We start from the raw sequence: 22,621 nt of genomic DNA, 5'->3' as shown, positions 1-22,621 counted from the left end.
GTCATTTGCCGGAGGACCAGTTTTTGCATCTAAATACGACACCCACTGACGGGAAGGATGAGCTGGAATGAACATAGCCTTACTTGCGGGAAGCAATCGGAAAGCGGCAGCGAGCACGGGGCTGGCCAAATATATCAAGCAGGCGATCGAGCGGAAGGGCAATCAGGCTGTGTTGATTGATTTGTATGCAGCGCCTCTGCCATTTTATTCGCCCGACACGGTATATACCGATCACGAAGGGCTGGCCGCGCTGGCAAAAGCGATGCTGGGTGCCGACGGCATCGTGCTCGCATCGCCGGAATATCACGGCAGCATGACCGGCGTTCTCAAAAATGCGCTCGATCACCTTGGGCAGGATCATTTTAAGGGCAAAGCCGTGCTCGCAGCCAGTTCCGCCGGAGGGGCGGTCGGCGTCAGCACGCTCCAACATATGCAAGTAACGGTGCGCAACCTGCACGGCATCAACTGCCCGGAATGGATCTCGATCGGCGGCGATCAGAGAGCAGGCTTTGAAGACGGGCCTATAGAAGCCCAGATAAGCCCCAATGTGCAAGCCCGCGTTCACCGGGCGGTTGACGCTTTTCTGCATCTGGCGGGCTTGCTTAGGAAATAAGCATGGCTCTAGCCGGATGGGGGGGCTGGAGCCCTAAAGTTTGGCGCGGCCGTTCATGAAATGGCTGGCTGAGCAGCCCGGAAAACCTGCGAAAGTGCAGGTTTTTTCCGGGAAAGCGGCTCGTTTTGGCGAAATTCCTGCAATTGTGCAGGAATTTTCGATGAAAATGAGCCTGAGCCCGCGTGTTCGATGAAAAACCTGCACATTTGCAGGAATTTTTCGTTGCCGGCGTATTGACGAGCAAAAACCTGCACTTTTGCAGGTTTTCTTCGCGCAGCCGGGCAGATGTGCTGCTGGGCCAAGCAGGCTGCCCTGTGTCAATGCGCAGCCAGAGCTGTAACGGTACCGCCGATGATTTCCGGCGGTCATCTCCAGCGGACTGTACTAAAGCCATGAATCTTGGCTGAGGAACTGGCCGGACTCAATTGGCAAGCTTGGCGTGTCAATGCCTTTTAGTGGTAAAATGATAGAGAATTGGAGAACGAACGAATAGCGGGAAGAGCGGCAAGGAGAAACCCATGGAAGCAAAGCCAATAACCGACCATTTGCAGCATCATTTGCGGATTCTTTTTATCGGCTACAATCCGAGTATCCGCTCGGGAGAGACGGGCCATCATTATGCGAGCCCAAGCAACCGTTTTTATCGCATTTTGCATGCGGCTGGGTTGACGGATCGCTTGTACAAGCCTCAGGAGGACGGGGACATGCTCCGCCTTGGTTACGGCTTCACGAATATTGTCGCCAGACCTACCCTGACGGCCGCCGAGATTGCGCCGGAGGAATATAAGGAAGGCCGGGAGATTTTGCGCAAAAAAATCGAAATTTACCGGCCGCGAGTCGCATGTTTCGTCGGAAAAGGCGTGTATGAGCAGTACAGCGGCAGACGGGGAATGGCCTGGTGCGTGCAGCCGGAACCGGTCGTGCCCGGCGTCATCGAATATGTGTGTCCCTCCTCCAGCGGCCTCGTTCGCATGAAATTGGAGGAGATGGTGTCAATATTTGGCGGGATGCTGACGTTAAGCGAAGCGGAGGAGGATAAAGGATGAACATTCCATGGCTCGAATGGGCGAAACAAATTCAGGCGATCAGTCAGGCCGGGCTTGAGTATGGCGAAAACGGGTACGATCTGGAGCGCTACGAGGCGCTGCGCAGCATCAGTGTCGAGATGATGAGCTACTTTACCGAAACGCCGGTTGAAAAGGTGAGAGAGCTATTTGCCAGCGATTCGGGCTATGCGACGCCGAAAGTGGATGTAAGAGCCGTCGTCTTCAGGGAGGACAAAATTTTGCTTGTCCGCGAAAGAGCAGACGGCGCCTGGTCTATGCCCGGAGGCTGGGCGGATATCGGCTACACGCCCTCCGAGGTCGCCGTCAAGGAGACCAAGGAGGAAGCCGGCTACGACGTCAAGCCGGTCCGTTTGCTGGCGCTGCTGGACAAAAAGCGCCACCCGCACCCGCCCTCGCCGAACCACGTGTACAAGATATTCATCTTGTGCGAACTGGAAGGCGGCGAGGCGTTGACGGACGCCCTGGAGACGACGGGCGTCGGCTTTTTCGGCGAGAGCGAGCTGCCGCCGCTCTCGATCGAGCGGAACACCGCCTGCCAGGTGCAGCGGATGTTCGAGCTTTACCGCAGCCCCGGTTCGCAGGCGCTGCTTGATTAGCATAACGTTGCAAGCATACGTTCAAACTGTACCGAATCGTTCAAGTTTTAAACGTAATCCCAAAAAGCTTTTGTGAATGTAACGAGCCGAGACACCCTTATTTCGTGGTAAACTGTCCGTTTGAACGATGGGGGAACCGGTTCGTTACAATGCAGCTGCCGGTCAGAGCGTTTGAAGGAATGCGTAAATCCGTTCCAACGCTTCGTCCAGCAAAACCTGCGAAGTCGCGTAGGAGCAGCGGACAAACCCTTCTCCGCCGGAGCCGAAAACTTGCCCGGGAACGGTTACGACATTGGCCTCCTGCAGCAGCCTGTGAGCAAACTGTTCCGAGCTTAACCCGGTATGCGCGATCGAAGGAAACGCATAGAAGGAGCCCAGCGGTTCGTGGCAGGGCAGCCCGACCTGCCTTAAGCCTTGAACGAACGACTTCCGGCGCTTATTGTAGGAGGCGATCATCCGGTCTTTTTCCTCCAGGCCGTTCCGGAGGGACTCGATAGCGGCAATCTGGCCCAAAATAGGCGCGCACATGAGCGTGTACTGGTGAATTTTCAACATCGCCGAAATGAGCTCCCGGTGGCCGCACACATAGCCGACCCGCCATCCGGTCATGGCGAACGCCTTCGAAAAGCCGCTGACCACCAGCGTCCGGTCTTTCATTCCGGGTAGCGAAGCGAAGCTGACGTGTGTGCTGCCGTACGTCAACTCGGCGTAAATTTCATCCGAAATTACTACGAGGTTGCGTTCTTCCACAATTTTAGCTATCGGCAGCCAGTCCTCGCGGGTCATAATTCCGCCTGTCGGATTGTTCGGGTAACAAAGCACAAGCACTTTGGAACGGGGAGTCAGCTTTGCTTTCAGCGACTCTGCCGTAAGCTTGAACTGATCTTCGGCAAAAGTTTCGACAGCTACGGGCTTGCCCCCGCCTAGAAACGTAATCGGCGAATAAGAAATGTAGCAGGGGACCGGGATCAAAATTTCATCGTCCTGCGTAATCAGGGCGCGCAAGGCCAGATCGATGGCTTCGCTGCTGCCTACGGTAACCATGATTTCGTCAGCGGGGTCGTACGTCACCTGAAAGCTAGCGGACAAGTACTCCGCAATCGCCTCCCGCAGCTCGGGCAGCCCGGCGTTGGGCGTGTACGAGGTTTTGCCTTTTTCCAGCGCATGAATGCAGGCGTCCCGGACGTGCTTTGGCGTAACGAAATCCGGCTCGCCTACGCCAAGCGAGATTACGTCTTTTCTGCCTGCCGTGAAATCGAAAAACTTGCGGATGCCCGAAGGCGGCATATCGCGCACCGCAGGCGTCAATAGTTCCCTTATGGATGAATGAGTCATACTGGTTTCCTCCTTTTTTTGGAAAACAAAAAAACCCGCCCCATAAGGGACGAGTTATTACCCGTGTTACCACCCTAGTTTCACTTCATGCGAAGCGACACTCCGTTCACGTATCCATCAATACGTGTTCCCGTTAACGCTGGAATTGCGGCAGCACCTACTTGGTTTTCAGCCTGCTTCTCGGAGATGGCTTTCGGTTATCGTCTGAACGTTGGCTCGCACCTGCCCCAACTCTCTGCGGATCAGCCGGATAACTTACTCTTTCTCTTCACAGAATTTCGAACTCATATCAAGTTGAGGTTATTATAAGCATAGACGCTGAAAAAAAGCAATACTTAAATTATTAGACCCGCTGAAAAGTGGGGGAGCAGGTATCGCATGCAGGCCCCTGGGACAAGGCGGCTTGGCAGGGGAAAGCCTGCGAAAGCGCAGGTTTTTTCTGTAATAATGGGTCATTTTGGCGAAAATCCTGCGATTGTGCAGGAATTTTCGATAAAAATGAACCAAAGCCCATGTTCGCGGCGAAAAGCCTGCACAATTGCAGGAATATGTCGTAGCCAGCGTGTCAACCGAGCAAAAACTGCACTTTTGCAGGTTTTCTTCGCGAAATCAGGTAAATTGTGCGTCAGGTTCAGGCATGTGGGTTTCTGGGCAGCTTGCAAAAAGAAAGTGCGGGGATTTTCGCCCAAAAGACAAAGAGACGGTTTAGTCGCCTAACCTGACAGCATTGGCGGGTATCGGCGGGAGCGACATCGGTGGGTGCTGATGGAAGTTGGCGCTGCGAGAGCGGCACCGGCGTGAGCGGGCGCCCGCGAAAGCAGCATCGACGAGCATGGGTACCGATAGCGGCGTCAGTGAGAGCCAGCGGAAGCAGCATCGGCGGAAGCGGGCGCCCGCGAAAGCAGCATTGGCGAGCGCGGGCACCGGTAGCGGCGGCAGTGAGAGCCAGCGGGAGCGAGCGCCGGTGGAAGCCGGCCGAGCGGCGTCAGTGCAGACCCGGCGCGCCCAGCGGGAACGCGCCGAGCGGCTCGTAGGCCGGCTGTCGGCCCAGGTGGCTGCGGTAGAGGACGATGTCCTCTACCCGCCACGCGGCCCAGCCGGCCGCAGGCGCCGCCTCCGCCAGCGCGGCGCGCCGGAAAGGCCCCGCCGCTGCGCGGTAGCGGCGGGCCAGCGTGATGTGCGGCCGGTAGGGGCGAGCCTCGGCCGGGAAGCCGTGGCGGGCGCAGGCGCCGCTGACCTCGCGCTGGAGCTTGCCCAGCGCATCGAGGTCGCCGGCGACGCCCGCCCACAGCACCGTCGGCGCCGCCGGCGGCCCGAACACGCCGAGCCCTTCGGCGTGCAGGGCTAGCGGCGGCGCCGACGCGGCGAGCTGGCGCAGGTCGTGCGCCAGCGCTTCCGCAGTCCCGGCGGATGCGTCGCCGAGGAAGCAAAGCGTAATGTGGACGTCCTGCGGATGCGTCCACTTGTGAAAAGGCAGCTTCTCCTGAGCGCTGCCTTTCCACGCGTCCAGCGCCGCTTTGGACGCGTCGGGGAGACGGATGCCGACGAACAGCCGGTACGGGTCGGCGGAAAAATTTTGAAGAGACATACTATTCCTCCTAGAGCTTTGTATTGGTGCCGTTTGACATGCGGACTTAAAGCTTAGCATGTCCAGCAGAGGTTTTACTTGATGCGTGAGGCGAATCTTGCTATCATAACCATAGTATATTAAGCAAAGGTGGGTTATTCATGAGCAATCGTGCGTATAATTTTAATGCGGGGCCAGCGGCGCTTCCGCTCGAAGTGCTGCAAAAGGCGCAGGAGGAGCTTGTCGAATTTAAAGGAATCGGCATGTCGATTATGGAAATCTCTCACCGCAGCGCGGAATATGAGCAGGTCCACAACGAAACTCAGCAGCTGCTCAAACAAATTTTCGGCATTCCGGAAGGGTATCAGGTGCAATTTCTGCAAGGCGGTGCGAGCACGCAGTTTGCCATGATTCCGATGAACTTCCTCAAACAGGGCAAAGTGGGCAGCTATGTTCTGACCGGCGCTTGGGCGGAGAAAGCGGTTCAGGAAGCGGGAATGTTCGGCGAAGTGTCCATCGCAGCCAGCTCGAAAGAGCAAAAGTTTATGAAAATTCCGGATTTAAGCGAAATCAACATTCATCCGGATGCAGCCTATTTGCACCTCACTTCCAATGAAACGATCGAAGGGGCGCAGTTCCAAAGCTTCCCGGACACAGGCAGCGTGCCGCTGATCGCCGATATGTCCAGCGACATTTTGAGCCGTCCTGTCGATGTGTCGAAATTCAGCATGATCTACGCGGGCGCGCAAAAAAACCTCGGTCCGTCCGGCGTTACTGTCGCTATCCTGAAAGAGGACATGCTCCAGGATTTGCCAAAAACCATTCCAACGATGCTGCGCTATGAAATCCATGGCAAAAACAACTCGTTGTATAATACGCCGCCGGTGTACTCCATCTACATGGTAAACCTTGTGCTGAAATGGATTCAAGAGCAGGGCGGACTTGCGGCCATCGAAAAAAACAACCTCGAAAAAACAGGCCTGATCTACAGCGCGATCGATCAAAGCGGAGGCTTCTACCGCAGTCCGGTCGATGCGGGCAGCCGTTCGATGATGAACGTGACGTTCCGTCTGCAGGATGAGGAGCTTGAGAAGAAATTTATTAAAGAGTCCGAGCAGAACGGCTTTGTCGGTTTGAAAGGCCATCGCAGCGTAGGCGGATTAAGAGCTTCGACTTACAACGCGGTGACATATGCTTCCTGCAAAGCGCTGGTTGACTTTATGGCCGATTTCCAAAAGCGCAACGGATAAATCGACCGGCTGGACTTGTATCATTCAATTTTTAAAGCTATTCAGGGCGTTGTTCCGTCCCTGGATAGCTTTGTTTGGTGTTTTGGCATAAAATTGGATTTATTTGGGAGAGAGGGCTTCGTCCCGTTGTTGTTGCATGGGGTCCTAAAGGCCTATGAGGATGCTGGCATGGACCTATTTTTTTGTTTTTGGTGCACCACTTTCGTACCGGATTATCCCCAGTTTATCCCCAGATTTGCAAGCGAATATCCCCAGCGCATTGCTCTGAATGATGAAATCAGGACTCCGATTTAGCCCGCGCCGGACAAGGAACAGCCGAAAATGACGTTCCTTATTTTGCCATTTCACGCCTTTTATCCACATATTTTTTGCCGTTTTTTATAGCTGAACGAGGCTTCCGAAATGAGAGATTTTCGAGGTTTGATAGTCGGATTTGCTCATTGACAAACACTATATCTTGATATAAATTGAAATCTATCAACTATATCTCGTGATGGATAGGTGCTTCGCGTTCTAGAGACACGCACGAAGCTTAATAGGGAAGTCCGGTGCAAATCCGGCGCGGTCCCGCCACTGTTCAGGAGGAGTTTTCATCCGATTGCCACTGGCTTGCTCCGATAGGAAAGCCGGGAAGGCGGATGGGAATGATGATCCCAAGCCAGGAGACCTGCCTATTCGTAAGAATCACCCCTACGGCAGATAGGAAGGTGTCCAGACTCCCACTCCAGTGGCAGGCGTTATGTTCGCATGTTCCTGTGGCGTATTCGGTCCTTCTTTTTGCCGAATGCGCCATTTTAATGGTTTTGACAGAAGGAGACGAAATCCCATGCTGATTGCTTACGATTCCAAGACGGGAAATGTCCGCAGATTTATTAAAAAATTAAATTTGCCTGCGGTTCAAATTGAAGAGGCGATGAAGATGGATGAACCTTTCGTGCTTGTCACCTATACGACAGGCTTTGGTCAAATTCCGGAGAAAGTCGCACACTTTTTGGAGCGGAACCATCCTAGGCTCCAAGGCGTAGCGGCCAGCGGGAACCGGAATTGGGGAGATGGATTCGCAAAGAGCGCGGACCGCATCGCCGAGCGTTACGGCGTGCCTGTGCTCGGCAAGTTTGAACTGTCCGGAACCCGGCAGGATGTTCAGCGATTTGTTCAGGAGGTGCACGCAATTGCGGCATATTGAGTTAAACAACCAGATCATGCAGCGCGGTGTCGACGGCTTTTTTCAATTGGAGAAAGACCGGGAAGCCGTGCACGAATTTATGGAAGAAGTGAACCGCAACAGCCTTCATTTTGCCGATACGGCTTCGAAGGTTCGTTACATGATAGATAACAACTTTTACGAGGATGTTTACGAGAAATATTCCGCATCCGAAGTTGAAGATACATACAAAATCACTCACGAATATAACTTCGAATTCTCCTCGTATATGGCGGCTTCGAAGTTTTATACGGATTACGCTTTGCGCAGTGACGATAAAACCCTTTATCTTGAGCATTATGCGGACCGGGTCGCGATTGTGGCGCTTTACTTGGGTCGCGGCGATGCGGAAACGGCGAAACAGTTGGCGAAATCGATGATGGAACAGCGGCTGCAGCCTGCGACGCCGACGTTTTTGAATGCCGGCAAAAGCCGCAGGGGCGAGATGGTATCCTGCTTCCTGCTGGAGATGGACGATTCGCTGAATTCGATTAACTATGTGCTGGGCACGTGCATGCAGCTGTCCAAAATCGGCGGCGGCGTGGCCGTCAATCTGTCCAAGCTGCGCGGCCGCGGAGAATCGATCAAAGGCGTCGAGCGTGCGGCCAAAGGCATTATGCCGGTGCTCAAGCTTATGGAGGACGCTTTTTCCTATGCGGATCAGATGGGCCAACGCAAAGGTTCCGGAGCGGCGTATTACAACATCTTCGGATGGGACCTCATGGAATTTTTGGACAGCAAAAAAATCAATGCGGACGAAAAGTCGCGCCTCAAAACGCTGTCGATCGGTTTGATCGTGCCGAATAAATTCTACAAACTGGCCGAAGAGAACCAGCCGCTGCATGTGTTCGCGCCTTATACGGTATACAAAGCGTACGGCAAGCACCTTGACGATATGGACATGGACGAGATGTACGACACGCTGCTGGCGGACCCTAGAGTCAAAAAGAAACCGGTGATGAGCGCCCGCGAAATGCTCGTAAAAATCGCCACGACGCAGCTGGAATCCGGCTATCCTTACATGATGAACCGCAGCAATGCAAATTTGGCGCACCCGCTCAAGCAGATCGGCGCGATCAAGATGTCCAACCTTTGCACGGAAATTTTTCAGCTGCAGGAGACGTCGGAGATCGGCGATTACGGCGATGAGAACCTGATTCGCAGAGATATTAGCTGCAATCTGGCTTCCTTGAACATAGCGAATGTCATGGATCTGAAAAAGCTGCGCGAATCGGTGCACGAGGGCATGATTGCGCTGACCTCCGTCAGCGATATGACGACGGTCGCCAACGCGCCGGGCGTAGCGAAGGCGAACCGCGAGCTGCACTCGGTCGGACTGGGTGCGATGAACCTGCACGGATATTTGTCCAAAAACAAGATCAGTTATGAGAGCGAAGAAGCGAAAGATTTTGTCCGCACGTTTTTCATGGCGATGAATTTCTTCTCGATTGAAAAAAGCATGGAGATCGCGAAGTCGAAGGGCGAGACGTTCGACGGGTTCGAGCTTTCGGAATATGCCGGCGGCGCTTATTTTGACCGCTACTTGCAAACCGATTACCGCCCGGTCACAGACAAGGTGAAACAACTGTTCGAGGGCATGCAGATTCCTTCTCCGGACGATTGGGCCAAGCTGAAGGAAGAAGTGCGCGCTCACGGGCTTTACCATGCGTACAGAATGGCTATCGCTCCTACGCAAAGCATTTCGTACATCCAGAATGCGACTTCCAGCGTCATGCCGATCGTCGAGCCGATCGAAACGCGGACGTACGCGAACTCGACGACGTATTACCCGATGCCGTATTTGCGGAGAGACAATTTCTTCTTCTATAAATCGGCGTATCAAATGAACCAATTCAAAATTCTTGACCTGATTGCCGAAATCCAGACGCATGTCGATCAAGGCATTTCGACGGTGCTTCATGTCAACAGCGATGTGACGACCAGACAGCTTGCGCGCTATTATTTGTACGCTGCCCGCGTCGGGTTAAAATCGCTCTATTACACGCGGACGAACCAGCTCTCCGTTGAAGAGTGCGTCAGCTGTTCGGTGTAACGGGAAGGGGAATGAATACAAGATGACCACCAAGAGAGCCGTCAACTGGAACCGGCCTGACGACGATTTTACGATCACGTTCTGGAATCAAAATATTATGCAGTTTTGGACGGACGAAGAAATTCCTCTGTCTGACGATAAAATGTCCTGGATGACGCTGAACGAAGCGGAGCGCGACCTGTATATGAAAGTGCTGGGCGGGCTTACGCTGCTCGATACGATGCAGGGCGGCGTAGGGATGCCAAGAATTTTGGAGCATGTGGACGGGCTGCAGCGCAAAGCGGTGCTCAGCTTCATGGGCATGATGGAGCAAATTCACGCCAAATCGTACAGCAGCATTTTTACGACGCTGTCTACGACGGAGGAGATCAACGACATTTTCCTCTGGGTGGAGCGAAATCCGTATTTGCAGTTCAAGGCGAATACGATTGCCAAATATTACGACGGCATTCACACCCGCAAGGATCTGTATTTGGCTATGGCGGCATCCGTGCTGCTTGAAAGCTATTTGTTCTATAGCGGCTTTTTCTATCCGCTGTATTTGGCCGGCCAAGGCAAGATGACTAGCAGCGGCGAAATCATCGATCTGATTTTGCGCGACGAAAGCATTCACGGGCTGTATGTGGGCGTGCTTGCCCAGGAAGTGTACGAGGAGCTGACTCCGCAGGAGCAGGACGAGGCTTACGAGACTTTGACCGCGCTTCTGAAGGAGCTTCATGCGAATGAGGAAGGGTACACGGAGGATCTGTACAGCGCGATCGGCCTGGACCGGGAAGTGAAGGCGTTCCTGCGCTATAACGCGAACAAGGCGTTTATGAATCTCGGGCTCGACCCTGCATTCCCGGAAGAGGAGATCAATCCGATCGTGTTGAACGGTCTTAGCACCAAGACGAAGCAGCACGACTTTTTCTCCAAAAAAGGCAACGGCTACGTTCGCACGATTCATGTGGAGCCGCTGAATGACGACGATTTTGTTTTTGACAATTTGTAAGAAAATCTTGTATAAAAATTAATATTCATGTATAGTTATACATTGTATCGAATGTAAGCAGACAATTGCATATTGTGGAGACAGGTGCTCTTGCCCGAACGAATCGTTCTTGGGCTTGAGTTTAAAAGGGAAGTTCGGTGCAAAGCCGACGCGGTCCCGCCACTGTAACAGAAGAGTCGCAGCAAACATCGCCACTGGTTGAATGAATAACCGGGAAGGCTGCTGCCGATGATGACGCTGATAGCCAGGAGACCTGCCTGTTTCAACGACACTGCTTTTACCTACGGGAGATAGGGAGGTGTTAGATGGCAACCGATAAGTATAATCGCGAGGCGTCTTTCCCTTTGTCTTTTTGAGGGAACGACGTCTTTTTTGTGTTCCGCTCAGAAAGTACAAATGAGGAAAACGGAGGCGAGCTTAAGTGGCTGGTGTAATCAAAATTGGCAATTTGGGATATCCGAGAATCGGTGAGGACCGGGAATGGAAAAAAGCGCTGGAGGCGTTCTGGTCCGGTAAAATAAGCGAGCAGGACTTAGTGGCGGAGATGGAGCGGATCCAGCTCGCGCATGTGCAATTTCAAAAATATGCGGGGCTGGACGAAATCCCGGTAGGCGATTTCACTTATTACGATTCGATGCTGGATATGGCGGTCATGTTCGGTATCGTTCCGGCGAGGTTCGCGCATTCGGGAGGGCGCGTGCCGCTTGCCACTTATTTCGCGATGGCGCGCGGGAACAGTCAGGGTGCAGCCTGTGAAATGACAAAATGGTTTAATACGAATTATCACTACATCGTCCCGGAAATCGGGGAGGACGCACCAACGTTAACATACAACAAACCGCTGGAGGCGTACCGCTTTGCCAAGTCCAGGGCGGACGTCGAAGGCAAACCTGTGCTGGTCGGGCTGTACACGTTCCTCAAGCTGTCGAAGGGGTTCGCGGCTTCGCGGCTCGGCGAGAAAGTCGGGCAGTTTTTGCCGGTCTATTTGCAGGTGTTGAAGGAACTGGCGCAAGAGGGCGTCGCTTGGGTGCAGATCGATGAGCCCGCCTTGACGACGAATCCGTCTGCGGAGGAACTTGAGCTTGTGGAGCAAATTTACGGCGCCATCCATCGGGAAGTGCCGGGGTTGAACGTGATGCTGCAGACTTATTTTGAGGCGGTCGAGCATTATGAGCGGGTGGTCCGCTTGCCTGTTCAAGGCATCGGACTGGATTTCGTGCACGATGGCGGGGCCAATTTACGGGCTGTGGAGGCGCACGGATTTCCGGCCGACAAGCGCCTTGGCGCAGGCATTATCGACGGGCGCAACATATGGCGCGCCGACCTGGAAGCGAAGCTGCTGCTGGCGCAAAAGCTTGCGGCACACGTACCGCACGAGCGGCTGGTGCTCCAGCCGTCCTGCAGCCTGCTGCATGTGCCTGTAACCGTTGTGCGGGAAACGAAGCTTCCCGCCGCATTAAAGCAGGCGCTTGCTTACGCCAACGAGAAGCTGGTCGAACTGAGGCTGCTCGGCCAGGCGCTCGCAGGCGGACAGGAATCCGCTGCGGCCGAGTGGCAGTGGAACCGGGAGGCGCTTGCCGGCTTCCGCGCGCTGCCTGAGCGGAACCGCCAGGATGTAGCCGCGCAGTTGGCCGGGCTTGAGGCGGTCTCGCATACGCGCGGTCTGCCGTTTGCCGAGCGCTTTGCGCTGCAAGCCGCTCACTGGAAGCTTCCGCTGCTGCCGACGACGACGATCGGCAGTTTCCCGCAGACGCCGGAGGTACGCAGCGCCCGCCTGAAATGGCGGAAGGGCGAGCTGGACACGGCGAAGTACGAAGCGTTCATCGATCAGGAGATTGCCAGCTGCATCAAGATCCAGGAAGAGATCGGCCTGGATGTGCTCGTCCATGGCGAGTTCGAACGCACGGACATGGTGGAATATTTCGGCGAGAAGCTGGACGGCTTCGCCTTTACGCAGAACGGCTGGGTGCAATCGTACGGCTCCCGCTGCGTCAAGCCGCCCGTCATTTACGCGGATGTCGCATTCGCGGCGCCGATGACGGTGAAGGAAAGCGCCTATGCCCAGTCGCTGACGGCTCTTCCGGTTAAAGGCATGCTGACCGGGCCGATCACGATTTTGAACTGGTCGTTCGTCAGAGACGATTTGAGCCGCGAACAGGTGACGAACCAGATCGCGCTGGCGCTGCGCAAGGAAGTCGAAGCGCTGGAGAGCGCAGGCATCGAGATGATCCAGGTTGACGAGCCGGCACTCAGAGAGGGCTTGCCGCTGAAGGTGAAGGATCAGCAGAGTTATTTGGAATGGGCGGTCAAAGCGTTCCGCATCGCCACTTCCAGCGTCAAGGATACGACGCAAATTCATACCCACATGTGCTACTGCGAGTTCCATGACATGATCGATTCCATACGCGCATTGGATGCGGACGTAATCTCGATTGAAACATCCCGCAGCCACGGCGAGCTGATCTCGAGCTTCGAGCTGCAGGGCTACGATCACGGCATCGGCCTGGGCGTGTACGACATTCACAGTCCGCGCGTGCCGCAAGCGGAGGAAATGACCGAGATGATCGGGCGGGCGCTCCGGGCGCTGCAGCCGGAATTGTTTTGGATCAATCCCGATTGCGGCCTGAAAACGCGGAAGTGGGAAGAGACGGAAGCCTCTCTGCGGCATATGGTGGAAGCGGCCCATCAGGCGCGCGAAGCATTTAGCGAATCGGTTCGGGCTTAATAGACGGCAGGAATAAAAAAGAGCACCTCCAACCTCTCCGGTAAAGAGAGCTGGGGGTGCTTTTTCGTTCATGAGGGGGATGCGCCAGTTGCGGCTAGGCAAGCGATTCCTTCACGGCAGGCTCGGTCAGCTTGTAGCCGACGTTGCGAATCGTGACGATATATTCGGGGTTGCGCGCATTGTTCTCGATTTTATCGCGCAAATGGGAGATGTGAACGTCGACAATCCGCGTATCGCCGAGGAAATGGTAGTCCCATACGCCGTGCAGCAGCTGCTGGCGGCTGAGCACTTTCCCGCGGTGCTTGCAAAGGAAGAGCAGCAGTTCGAATTCTTTGGGCGTCAGCTCGATCGGAGTGCCGCTGACCGTAACTTCGCGCTGATCCGAGCGGATCGTAATCTGGCCGATGTGCATAGGCGCGTTCTCGTTCGTGGACGGCAGCGCCTGCACGCGCCGCATAATAGCCTGGATGCGGGAGATCAGCTCCTGCGGGCTGAACGGTTTGGTCATATAATCGTCCGCTCCGTTGTCCAATCCGGCGATTTTGTCGGTCAAGTCCTGCATAGCGGTCAGCATAATGATCGGCACGAGATTGTTTTGGTTTCTCAGCTTGCGGCAAACCTGGAAACCGTCCATTTTGGGCAGCATCAGATCCAATACGATCAAATCCGGACGGAACGTCTGGATAGCTTCAAATACGGCTTCGCCGTCGTAAACGCACTGTACTTCGTATCCTACCAGTTTCAAGTTGAATTCTATAAGCATCGAAATGGACGGCTCGTCATCCACAACTAATATTTTTCTTTTCATCGATATGTCGGCTCCTTTAATCGAATGATAAGTCTATTATGAAGGTATTCTATCAACGACATATTAAGATAAAGTTATCCCTGTGTTAAATTGATTTCCTGCTGCTCTTATAATAGGATATAATGTGAGGTGAATTTGACGGAAATGGCTTTTCATATCGTGCTGGTCGAACCAGAAATACCCGCAAATACAGGCAATATATCCCGCACTTGCGCGGCGACGGGAACTTATCTGCATTTAGTAAGGCCTTTAGGCTTCCAAACCGACGACAAAACGTTGAAACGCGCGGGGCTTGATTATTGGCATTCCGTAAAGCTGGAATACCACGATTCGTTTGACGAGGTGCTGCAAGCATATCCGGACCGGAGGTTTTTCTTCGCGACGACGAAGGCGGAAAAGCGTTACACGGATTTTACATTTCAGGACGGCGATTTCTTTGTTTTTGGCAAGGAAACCAAAGGCTTGCCTGACTCTATCCTGAGCGCGCATCCGGAAACTTTGATGCGGATGCCGATGAGCGATGCGGTGCGGTCGCTTAATCTTTCCAACTCCGCCGCAATTATTTTATATGAAGGTTTGCGGCAGACCGGTTTCGCCGGCCTCACGTAAGCTGGCGGATTGATCGCCATGCTCAGGCACCGCGGCGCGGCAAAAAAAGCCTATGAGCTGCCCGTTTCCGAAAGGAAGCCGGCAGTTCACAGGCTTTTTTCACTCCATCGGGAAATTGTCCCATGGCCATTTGTTTTTTTCGATGCCTTTCACCCATTGTTCGGAAAAGCTCACGTATTTAATGTGTGTGCGGGTACCGAATGCATAAGCGGCATGGATCATTCCGTCTTTCGATTGGATGAGAAAGGGGTATTCGTATCTTCGGTTGAACTGCGCATTCTTTTCCCCGCAATAATGATCTCCCGTGTCAATATGCCGCATGTACGGCCAAGTTTTTCCTTCGTCCTCGGAAATCGCTATCGTAATGGGAACTCTTTCATAGGGCCAAATCGTCACATCCGGATCTTCGTTTGCGCTGCAATTGTTGAAAATGATGGCGATGCCGCCGCTTTGGAGGCGAATGGCGCGGATCGACGCATTGTTGTTCGGGAGCTCTGTTTTCTCGGGCACGGTCCAGCTTTCCCCGTAATCCGACGATCGGCTGGAATAAATCCGGTCCGCATTGCGGCTGCGGAAAAAAGCAGCGAGCTTGCCGTCGTCAAGCTCCACGATGGAAGCGTGGACTCTCCCTCTGCTGCCGGGAATTTCAATTTTTCGCCATGAACGGCCCTCATCGTCGGATACGTGCACGGCGCTGTAATCGTGGCCGAATTGCTTCGTTTCGTCGAGACTGCTGTACCAGACGGGGAATATCCAGCGGTTGTTGCTCAATACTGCAATGGGATGACGGCAAAAAGTTCCCGGCTCGTCAAACAGCGCCTCCGAAGGCCTCCAATGCTCCCCGTTGTCGGCGGAGATCCGGCATTGCACCTGTGACGTATGCTGCATGGCGAACGGCCCTGACGCCTCTTTGCTTTTGAGCATGGCCTGCCATTCGGCCAGCGAGCAGCCGCGGGTGTCCATCGACGTGTGCAGCAGCCAAACTTTTCCGTCGGGGGCTTGAAACAGGGACGGATTTTGATCGGCTTTGGCAAAGTCGTCGGAGAGGCGGACAGGGGGCGTCCATTGCGCTTGCCGGTGGCCCAGCCTGGACATGTAAATTTTAATGTCGCCGGCCCCTTCGTCAGATCCGCCAAACCATACGCACAGCAAGTCTCCGTTATCCAGTTCGATCAAAGCGGGGGCGTGATTGGTCGGCGCGGCGGCAGGAATCAGCGCTTCGATCCGGTCGGATTCATGATGCAAATAGCATTGCCCGTCTTGCAGCAGCGATTTTAAATGGACGATTTTGGTTTGATCCATACGAGTTCCCCTCATTCTGTGCAGGATATAAAGCGCTTTCTAAATTTTGCGGGCGTGTTAATTAATGCGGCAATTCGGTTTATTGGGATGATTGGATTTACTAATTTGTGTTGCGATATAGCGCTTTTTAACGAATATATCATGTGATGGATAGGTCGTCAATTCATTTATTGTTATATTTTGAAACAATGCTGCTGAATTAGCGATTGTTGTGAAGCGGTTGCCCGGCGGACAAAAATATATCGAAATTTCTTCGTTTTCATAATTGCAATTTTCGCAGAATTGAGCTATATTATGCCTAAAATTGCAACAGAGGGTGTAAACGTGAAAATAAAGACATTGGTCATTGCCCCGTATCGCGGGCTTTTGGAGCTGATCAACAATTTGGAGAGCGAGCTTCCGGAATTTGAGATTACAGCTATTCAGGGCGACCTGTCCGAAGGCCTCCATGCGTTCAAAGAACGTTATATGAACAGAGAGTTCGATGTCGTGATTAGCCGCGGCGGCACGGCGAGGCTGCTCCGGAATCATATTCCGCAGCCCGTAGTTGAAATCCAGGTTTCGGGATTTGACATTTTAAGAATTTTGACGCTGCTGAAGGGCTACAAATCGAAAATCAAAATCATCGGATTTCCCAACATCATTCAAGGTTTCGGCGCCGTATCGAGCTTGATGAATATCGAAATTCCGTGCGCGGAAGTTCAGGGGGAGCATGAAGTCGAGCCCGCTTTGAGAAAAGCGAAGGAAGAGGGAGTTATCGTCGTTGTCGGCGATAACGTGACGACCCGCCTGGCCAATGAGCTCGGCATGCAGGGGGTTTTGATCACGTCGGGGCGGGAGTCGGTGCTTGACGCTTTTTACTCGGCCAAGCAGATGTACCGGGTGCTGAACTCTTCCAAAATCCGCAATGTCGTCTATGAGGATTTGTTGAACCAGGTGGATCAGGGCTTCGCGATCGTCAATGAGCAGGGCGTAATGGAGTATGCCAATGCTTTGTTTAAGCAGCGCCTGCAGTTGGAAGAGCAAGAGAGCGAAGCGAATTCATTGTTCGCGGATCATCCCTACTTTTTGAAATTAATCGAGGATTTGCAGCGGGAGCAGCCTTTGTATGAGCCGTTGAATTTTTATGCGGCCGGCAAGAAGTTGACGGTTTCGGCGAAACTGCTGAACCTTGTTCCTGCCAAACCTTCATATTTGTTCAAATTGACCGCTTCGGAGGATGCAGCGGACAGCTTGCATATCATTTACCATAAAAAAAGCGGGGCTTCCGCATTTCCCCCGATCATTACGCTCGGCGAACCGTTTCAACAGGCGTTCATCGCCGCGGAACAGCGGTTCCGGGAGCATTTGCCGATTGCCGTTTACGGCGAGACGGGAAGCGGGAAAATGCTGTTTTGCGATATGCTGTATCAAATGGAGCGGTATAAAGACGGGAGCATGATGGAAATCGTGATCCAGGATGGCAGCGAGGAGACGTGCACCCGACTGCTTAAAGTTGTGCAAAACGCCCAAGCCGACTCGTTGGTGTACATCAGAGGCCTGGAAAAAACGCCGGCTTCTTTGCAGCGGAAACTGTGCCAAATGCTGCCGAAGCTGACAAGTTATTTTGTGTTTTCGTTTTTGCGCAGCCCGGATCAATTGAAGGACGAAATGCTGCTCGATTCGAAAATGTTTGAATCGCTCAGCCGGGCGAGCTTGTTTTTTCCGCCGCTTCGCGATCATGCGCGATATTTGGAGGAGCTGGTGCGCACTTTTATAGTGCAAAGCAACGAAAAATACGGCAAACAGGTCGTTGGCATCCGTCCTGCGGTGCTGGAGGAGCTGCGGACGCACCCTTGGAAAGGGAACTTTATCGAATTGAAAGAGATGATCGAGGAATCCGTAAAAAATGCGAGCGGCGAATATTTGGAGGATGACGCGCTGCAGCTCCTTTACGCTTCGAACAGCGGCGACAAACGGCGCGGCGGAGCGGCCGGGCGCATCGATATCAGCCGCCCGCTGGAAGATATCGAACGGGAAATCATCCAGCTTGTTCTGGAGGAAGAAAACATGAACCAGTCCAAAGCCGCCAAAAGATTGGGCATCAACCGCTCCACTCTATGGCGCAAAATAACGGAAAACAAATGAGAACAAGGCGCGTATCCTTCGGGAATGCGCCTTTTTTGTGCGTGGTCGGCCGCCGACCGCCGTTATGCAGAGGCAACACCCGTGCGGTATTTCACTTGACGGGCGACTGGGGTCTTTTGTTCGCGCAAGATGGCGCAACCGGCTGGGTGGCGCAAGCTGAGCCCGGCTTGCCTTGCGAGAACGAAAACCTGCAAAAGTGCAGGAATTTTCGGCTGTAGTGGCTCGATTAGGGGAAAAGACTGCAAAAGTGCAGGAATTTTTGCCGAAAACGGGTCTGAACGAGAGTTTGGGCGGAAAAGCCTGCACATTTGCAGGAATATTCCGCATCGAGCGAATCAGGGCGTAAAAAGATGTACTTTTGCAGGTTTTTGCGTGCGGTGCTGATCAGTAATGCGTTAGTGCAGGTTTTCTGCGCGATGCTAGACCGGGGAAGCGCCGGCGGATGAGGGGCGGAAGCGGGGCAAGGCATGAGACGATAGGAAAATTTTGATTCTATTTTCCTGTTCGGCAGTTGTGTTATGTTGAACTCAATCGGGCGGGGGCGGTACAGGTGGGCTTCCTGTTCTAATCTTTTTTGCATCGATTTTGTTCGTTGATAATATTTTATTTCAAAAAAAGGTTGATTTATTGTTGTAAAATGATATAAATTATTCTTGTAATCGTTATATTTTATGAAAATAGAAAATTTAGGAGGTTAATGTTGCTAAATGCAATATGTCACTGAAAACTCTCCGATTTCTTGAAAGCGTTTGCCTTGGTAAAACAAATCGAAAGGGGAAGCTTTTAATGAACATGAAGCGGGCTATGAAAGTAATACCGGCTGTGACGTTGACAGCGACGTTAGTTTTATTGAGCGCGTGCGGCAAAGATGGCGGAGGCAGCGCCGGGGCAAGCGCGGCTCCAACCGGCAGCACTGCTGCGGGATCAAATGGAAGCGCTTCATTCTCTTATATGATGGCGGGCAAGTACGTGAACTGGCTGAAGGATTTGAAATGGTTTCCGGAACTGCAAAAAGCAACCGGCACTCAGGTCAATTTGGTTAACGGCGGGGAAGACGACGATGTTTATCAAAAAAATCTGGATTTGAAAATCGGATCGGGTCAATTCCCCGATGCCGGCATCGTATCGCTGGCCCAATCCGAGGTTTACGGCAAGCAGGGCGTGTTTGTGGATTTGAAGCCTCTCATCGACAAATTCGCGCCGAATATAAAAAGCTTTTTGGACAAAAATCCCGACTACAAAAATCTGGTGACCAACAAGGACGGAAACATTTTCGGTTTGCCGCAGGAATACCCGACTATTACCGGCGTTACTTTTTATCGCGAGGACATGTTTAAAAAGGCCGGTATTGCAAGCAACCCCAAAACGATCCAAGAGTTTACGGACGATTTGAAAAAGCTGAAAAATACGTACAGCAGTGATCCTAACTTTTATCCGTTCACTGGACGCGACGGTTATCTCAAATTTGCCGAAGTGTTCGACGCTAACGATAAAGTGGATTCCAGCGGCAAAGTTCACGGGATTTATGAGAACGGTTTGGGTTTCGATCTGAACAGCGCCGGGTTCAAAAAGCAAATCGAATGGTACAAACAGTTGTATGCGGATAAGCTCATCGATCCGGAGTGGGTGGCCGGCACCGCAACCGAAGAAACGTGGCAGACGAAAATGCTCACAGGCAAAGGAGCGATCGGCAACGACTTCTTTACGCGTCCGTCGTGGTTTATGAACAATGGCGGGCCGAAAAATGACCCGAACTACTCCATCAAGGTCATGGATCCGTTCATGACGATAAGCGGACAGCAAAGCAAGGTTCCGCCTGCGGCACAAAAATACAAAACGGACCGCGTGTTTGTCATCAATTCCAAATCGAAAGATAAAGCGGAGGCTATCGTCAAGTTTATGGATTATGTGTTCTCCGATCAAGGGAGAACGCTGATGGACTATGGCGTGGAAGGCCAATCCTACAAAGAAAACGGCGGCAAAAAAGAATTTACCGTCGAGTTTGCCAAAGAAGGCAACCAGCCGCTCGGCACGCCTGTCTGGAATTTCCTGCAGGACAGACTGACGTTCCCGGCGCCGGTCAACAACGCCGCTTATTATCAATGGATGGACCCGCTGACGAAATCTTTTGCAACGACTTATTTTGATAAGTTTACTGCTCTCGATTTGCCGATTATCAAATATTCGGCCGACCAGTTAAAGGAAAGAACAAGCTTGCTGGCCGCCGTGAAGCCGGAGCTGAACGCCAATCTCGTCAAGTTCATTACCGGTAAGCGGGATATGTCCCAGTGGGATGCGTTCCTGAAAGAGATGGATCAATTGGGTTACGGCAAAATCGTTCAAATCGATCAAGCCGGATTCGACGCCATGAAAAAATAGCTTGCGGCAGCGTTCACTCCATCCGTTCACGCAAGGGATGGAGTGAACGCTCAAACGCATGTCGGAACAGGAACGGGAACGGGAACGGGCTTTCAACCCATCGAAAAAAGGTGATTCCATATGAATGTACTAACCGAAAAGAAAACCGTCGGGAATGTAAGAACCGCAGCTCGGACCCGCAGCAGTTGGCTAAAGCCGATATGGGATGCGAGATTGCTGTATCTCATTCTTTTGCCGGGCCTTGTCCATATGATCATATTCAAGCTGCTGCCTTTGTTCGGACTCGTGATCGCGTTTGAGGATTATAACGTGTTTCAGGGCGTGTTTGGCAGCCAATGGGTCGGCTTGAAGCATTTTGTCACGTTTACGCACGATCCTTATTTCTGGAAGCTTGTGGCGAACACGCTTTTGCTCGCTTTTTACAACCTGCTGTTCGTATTTCCGATTCCGATCGTCTTTGCGCTGTTTTTGAATGAAGTCCGCATTTCGTTCGTGAAGCGGTTTGTTCAGACGTTCAGCTTTTTCCCGTACTTTATTTCTTCCGCCGTCATGGTGAGCATTTTGTACAAACTGCTCTCTCCGCAGGGCGGTTTGGTCAACCAGGCGTTCGGGGCGATGGGAATCGAGCCTATTTTTTTCATGGCGGATCCCGGCTGGTTTCGCTCCTTGTATGTGGGCTTGAACGTCTGGCAGCTGTTCGGCTACAGCTCGATTATTTATTTGGCGGCGATGACGAGCATCGATCCGAGCTTGTACGAATCAGCCGAAATCGACGGGGCGAACCGCTGGCAAAAAATAATGAAAGTGACGCTGCCCTCGATTTCCAGCACGATTGCGGTCATGTTTATTGTGAACATCGGCCAAATATTAACCGTCGACCTGGACAAAATTTTGCTCATGTACAACCCGAGCGTTTACGATACGGCGGATGTGATCCAAAGCTATGTGTACCGCCGCGCATTCGCGAATACGGGTTTCCCCGATTACAGCTTCGGGGCCGCTGTCGGCTTGGCGCAGTCGGTTGTCGCTTTCATACTGGTCATCGCCGCCAACAAGGGTTCGAAAAAATTCTCTGAATCCAGATTGTTCTAGGAGGCGATAGTGATGCGCACAAAAATACAAGCCTTCGACTTGGTCAACAATACGATTTTGATCATCATCGCCCTGGCGTGCGTATACCCGTTTCTCAATATTTTGGCGACTTCGCTGAGCGACGGTGCCTATGCCGCTTCCGGGCAGGTGTATGTGCTCCCCAAGGGGTTTAATTTCGAGACCTATAAATATATTTTGACAAATTCCAGAATCGGCGTGACTTCAGGGTTGATCAATTCCCTGTTCTATACGGTCGTCGGCGGAATCGTCGCAGTTGCCGTAACGTTCATGACAGCGTACCCTTTGTCCCGGAAAAGGCTGAAAGGACGCTACGTCATCATGACGGTTTTCATTTTCACCTGGGTTTTCGAAGCGGGAATCATTCCGAACTATATCATATATAACGCGCTCGATCTGGTGAACTCCCGGCTTGTCATGATACTGCCAATGGCTGTCAACACGTTTTTGCTTATCATTACGAAATCGTTTTTGGACGCTTTGCCGTACGAGCTGGAAGAGGCCGCTTTTATTGACGGGGCGAACGACTGGAAAATGATGTGGAAAGTGTTCTTCCCGCTGTGCAAGCCGATCATCGCTACGATTACGGTTTTCAACGCGGTGCTCATTTGGAATCAATTTTTGATTCCGGTCATTTATTTGCAGGACAGGAACTTGCAGCCGATTACCGTGATTTTATACAACATGATCATCAATTCCAGCAAATCGGGAACGACGCTTGAGAACATTACTGTCAATGGCTATCAGCTGCTGCCGCAAAATCTTCAAGCCGCGGCGATCTTTTTGGCGGTTTTGCCGATTTTGTTTGTTTATCCGTTCACGCAAAAATATTTCACCAAAGGCATGCTGCTGGGTTCCGTCAAGGGGTGATCCGCCTGCTGCTTT

The 22,621-nt window shown here is 52.7% G+C and carries 18 protein-coding genes, 2 riboswitches and 1 other annotated feature; of the genes, 13 read left to right on the top strand and 5 right to left on the bottom strand.

Translation table 11 applies throughout. From position 1 onward, the window contains the following. Positions 1–67: 67 nt before the first annotated feature. On the top strand, positions 68–613 hold the full coding sequence (locus AC3G2T_RS23155) for an NADPH-dependent FMN reductase (RefSeq protein WP_474683480.1): 546 nt from the start codon (positions 68–70) through the stop codon (positions 611–613). Between the two features lie 53 nt (positions 614–666). Here AC3G2T_RS23155 and AC3G2T_RS23150 read toward each other — a convergent pair whose 3' ends face one another. Further along, the gene (locus AC3G2T_RS23150; protein ID WP_488437060.1) at positions 667–915 is read right to left on the bottom strand and encodes a hypothetical protein; all 249 of its coding nucleotides are present in this window, start codon (positions 913–915) and stop codon (positions 667–669) included. Between the two features lie 216 nt (positions 916–1,131). Here AC3G2T_RS23150 and AC3G2T_RS23145 point away from each other — a divergent pair, with 216 nt between their 5' ends. Further along, positions 1,132–1,659 (top strand): mismatch-specific DNA-glycosylase, encoded by a 528-nt coding sequence (locus tag AC3G2T_RS23145; RefSeq protein WP_488437059.1) that lies wholly within the window; start codon positions 1,132–1,134, stop codon positions 1,657–1,659. Then, positions 1,656–2,276, top strand: coding sequence for an NUDIX hydrolase (locus AC3G2T_RS23140; protein ID WP_474683482.1), 621 nt, complete (start codon positions 1,656–1,658; stop codon positions 2,274–2,276). The genes AC3G2T_RS23145 and AC3G2T_RS23140 overlap by 4 nt, the downstream gene beginning before the upstream one ends. Positions 2,277–2,438: 162 nt before the next feature. On the opposite strand, the gene AC3G2T_RS23135 is transcribed toward AC3G2T_RS23140, so the two are convergent. Continuing rightward, the gene (locus tag AC3G2T_RS23135) at positions 2,439–3,611 is read right to left on the bottom strand and encodes an aminotransferase class I/II-fold pyridoxal phosphate-dependent enzyme (RefSeq protein ID WP_474683483.1); all 1,173 of its coding nucleotides are present in this window, start codon (positions 3,609–3,611) and stop codon (positions 2,439–2,441) included. 42 nt (positions 3,612–3,653) lie between these two features. Continuing rightward, positions 3,654–3,892: a binding site (T-box leader), on the bottom strand. 704 nt (positions 3,893–4,596) lie between these two features. Next, positions 4,597–5,199, bottom strand: coding sequence for an RNA 2',3'-cyclic phosphodiesterase (gene thpR / locus AC3G2T_RS23130; protein ID WP_488437058.1), 603 nt, complete (start codon positions 5,197–5,199; stop codon positions 4,597–4,599). A 140-nt stretch (positions 5,200–5,339) separates the two neighbouring features. Between thpR and serC the strand changes: the two genes are divergently transcribed. From serC to metE, 5 genes are all read left to right on the top strand, one after another. Further along, entirely contained in the window at positions 5,340–6,428 is a 1,089-nt protein-coding gene (serC, locus tag AC3G2T_RS23125; protein WP_488437057.1) for a 3-phosphoserine/phosphohydroxythreonine transaminase, read from the top strand. Between the two features lie 482 nt (positions 6,429–6,910). Then, a riboswitch (cobalamin riboswitch) is annotated at positions 6,911–7,117 on the top strand. 137 nt (positions 7,118–7,254) lie between these two features. Beyond that, positions 7,255–7,614 (top strand): class Ib ribonucleoside-diphosphate reductase assembly flavoprotein NrdI, encoded by a 360-nt coding sequence (nrdI, locus tag AC3G2T_RS23120; RefSeq protein WP_474683486.1) that lies wholly within the window; start codon positions 7,255–7,257, stop codon positions 7,612–7,614. After that, positions 7,601–9,685, top strand: a complete 2,085-nt coding sequence (nrdE, locus tag AC3G2T_RS23115) for a class 1b ribonucleoside-diphosphate reductase subunit alpha (RefSeq protein WP_474683487.1) — start codon at positions 7,601–7,603, stop codon at positions 9,683–9,685. Before nrdI ends, nrdE begins: the two co-directional genes overlap by 14 nt. 22 nt (positions 9,686–9,707) lie before the next feature. Then, complete coding sequence (nrdF, locus tag AC3G2T_RS23110; protein WP_474683488.1) at positions 9,708–10,676, top strand: class 1b ribonucleoside-diphosphate reductase subunit beta; 969 nt, start codon at positions 9,708–9,710, stop codon at positions 10,674–10,676. Positions 10,677–10,741: 65 nt separating this feature from the next. Next, positions 10,742–10,951: riboswitch (cobalamin riboswitch) on the top strand. A gap of 146 nt (positions 10,952–11,097) precedes the next feature. Beyond that, positions 11,098–13,401 carry a 5-methyltetrahydropteroyltriglutamate--homocysteine S-methyltransferase gene (gene metE / locus AC3G2T_RS23105; protein WP_488437056.1) on the top strand — a complete coding sequence of 768 codons (2,304 nt, stop codon included), beginning with the start codon at positions 11,098–11,100 and terminating at the stop codon, positions 13,399–13,401. A gap of 94 nt (positions 13,402–13,495) precedes the next feature. On the opposite strand, the gene AC3G2T_RS23100 is transcribed toward metE, so the two are convergent. Beyond that, positions 13,496–14,209: a response regulator transcription factor gene (locus AC3G2T_RS23100; RefSeq protein ID WP_474683490.1), complete on the bottom strand. Its 714-nt coding sequence runs from the start codon at positions 14,207–14,209 to the stop codon at positions 13,496–13,498. Between the two features lie 144 nt (positions 14,210–14,353). Here AC3G2T_RS23100 and trmL point away from each other — a divergent pair, with 144 nt between their 5' ends. Then, a complete protein-coding gene (gene trmL, locus AC3G2T_RS23095; RefSeq protein WP_474683663.1) occupies positions 14,354–14,818 on the top strand; it encodes a tRNA (uridine(34)/cytosine(34)/5-carboxymethylaminomethyluridine(34)-2'-O)-methyltransferase TrmL in 465 nt (154 codons plus the stop codon). Between the two features lie 99 nt (positions 14,819–14,917). Here trmL and AC3G2T_RS23090 read toward each other — a convergent pair whose 3' ends face one another. Further along, complete coding sequence (locus tag AC3G2T_RS23090) at positions 14,918–16,120, bottom strand: sialidase family protein (protein ID WP_488437055.1); 1,203 nt, start codon at positions 16,118–16,120, stop codon at positions 14,918–14,920. Positions 16,121–16,444: 324 nt separating this feature from the next. On the opposite strand from AC3G2T_RS23090, the gene AC3G2T_RS23085 reads away from it, so the two are divergent. The 4 genes from AC3G2T_RS23085 (at position 16,445) to AC3G2T_RS23070 (ending at position 22,606) form a co-directional block, all read left to right on the top strand. Further along, positions 16,445–18,247 carry a PrpR N-terminal domain-containing protein gene (locus AC3G2T_RS23085; protein ID WP_488437054.1) on the top strand — a complete coding sequence of 601 codons (1,803 nt, stop codon included), beginning with the start codon at positions 16,445–16,447 and terminating at the stop codon, positions 18,245–18,247. 786 nt (positions 18,248–19,033) lie between these two features. Continuing rightward, entirely contained in the window at positions 19,034–20,626 is a 1,593-nt protein-coding gene (locus AC3G2T_RS23080; RefSeq protein WP_474683493.1) for a type 2 periplasmic-binding domain-containing protein, read from the top strand. A gap of 120 nt (positions 20,627–20,746) precedes the next feature. Then, on the top strand, positions 20,747–21,718 hold the full coding sequence (locus tag AC3G2T_RS23075; protein WP_474683494.1) for an ABC transporter permease: 972 nt from the start codon (positions 20,747–20,749) through the stop codon (positions 21,716–21,718). 12 nt (positions 21,719–21,730) lie between these two features. Beyond that, positions 21,731–22,606 carry a carbohydrate ABC transporter permease gene (locus tag AC3G2T_RS23070; protein ID WP_474683495.1) on the top strand — a complete coding sequence of 292 codons (876 nt, stop codon included), beginning with the start codon at positions 21,731–21,733 and terminating at the stop codon, positions 22,604–22,606. The last annotated feature ends 15 nt before the right edge of the window (positions 22,607–22,621 follow it).

Source organism: Paenibacillus sp. sgz302191 (assembly GCF_057749925.1).
This window is presented reverse-complemented; position numbering and strand designations above follow the sequence as displayed.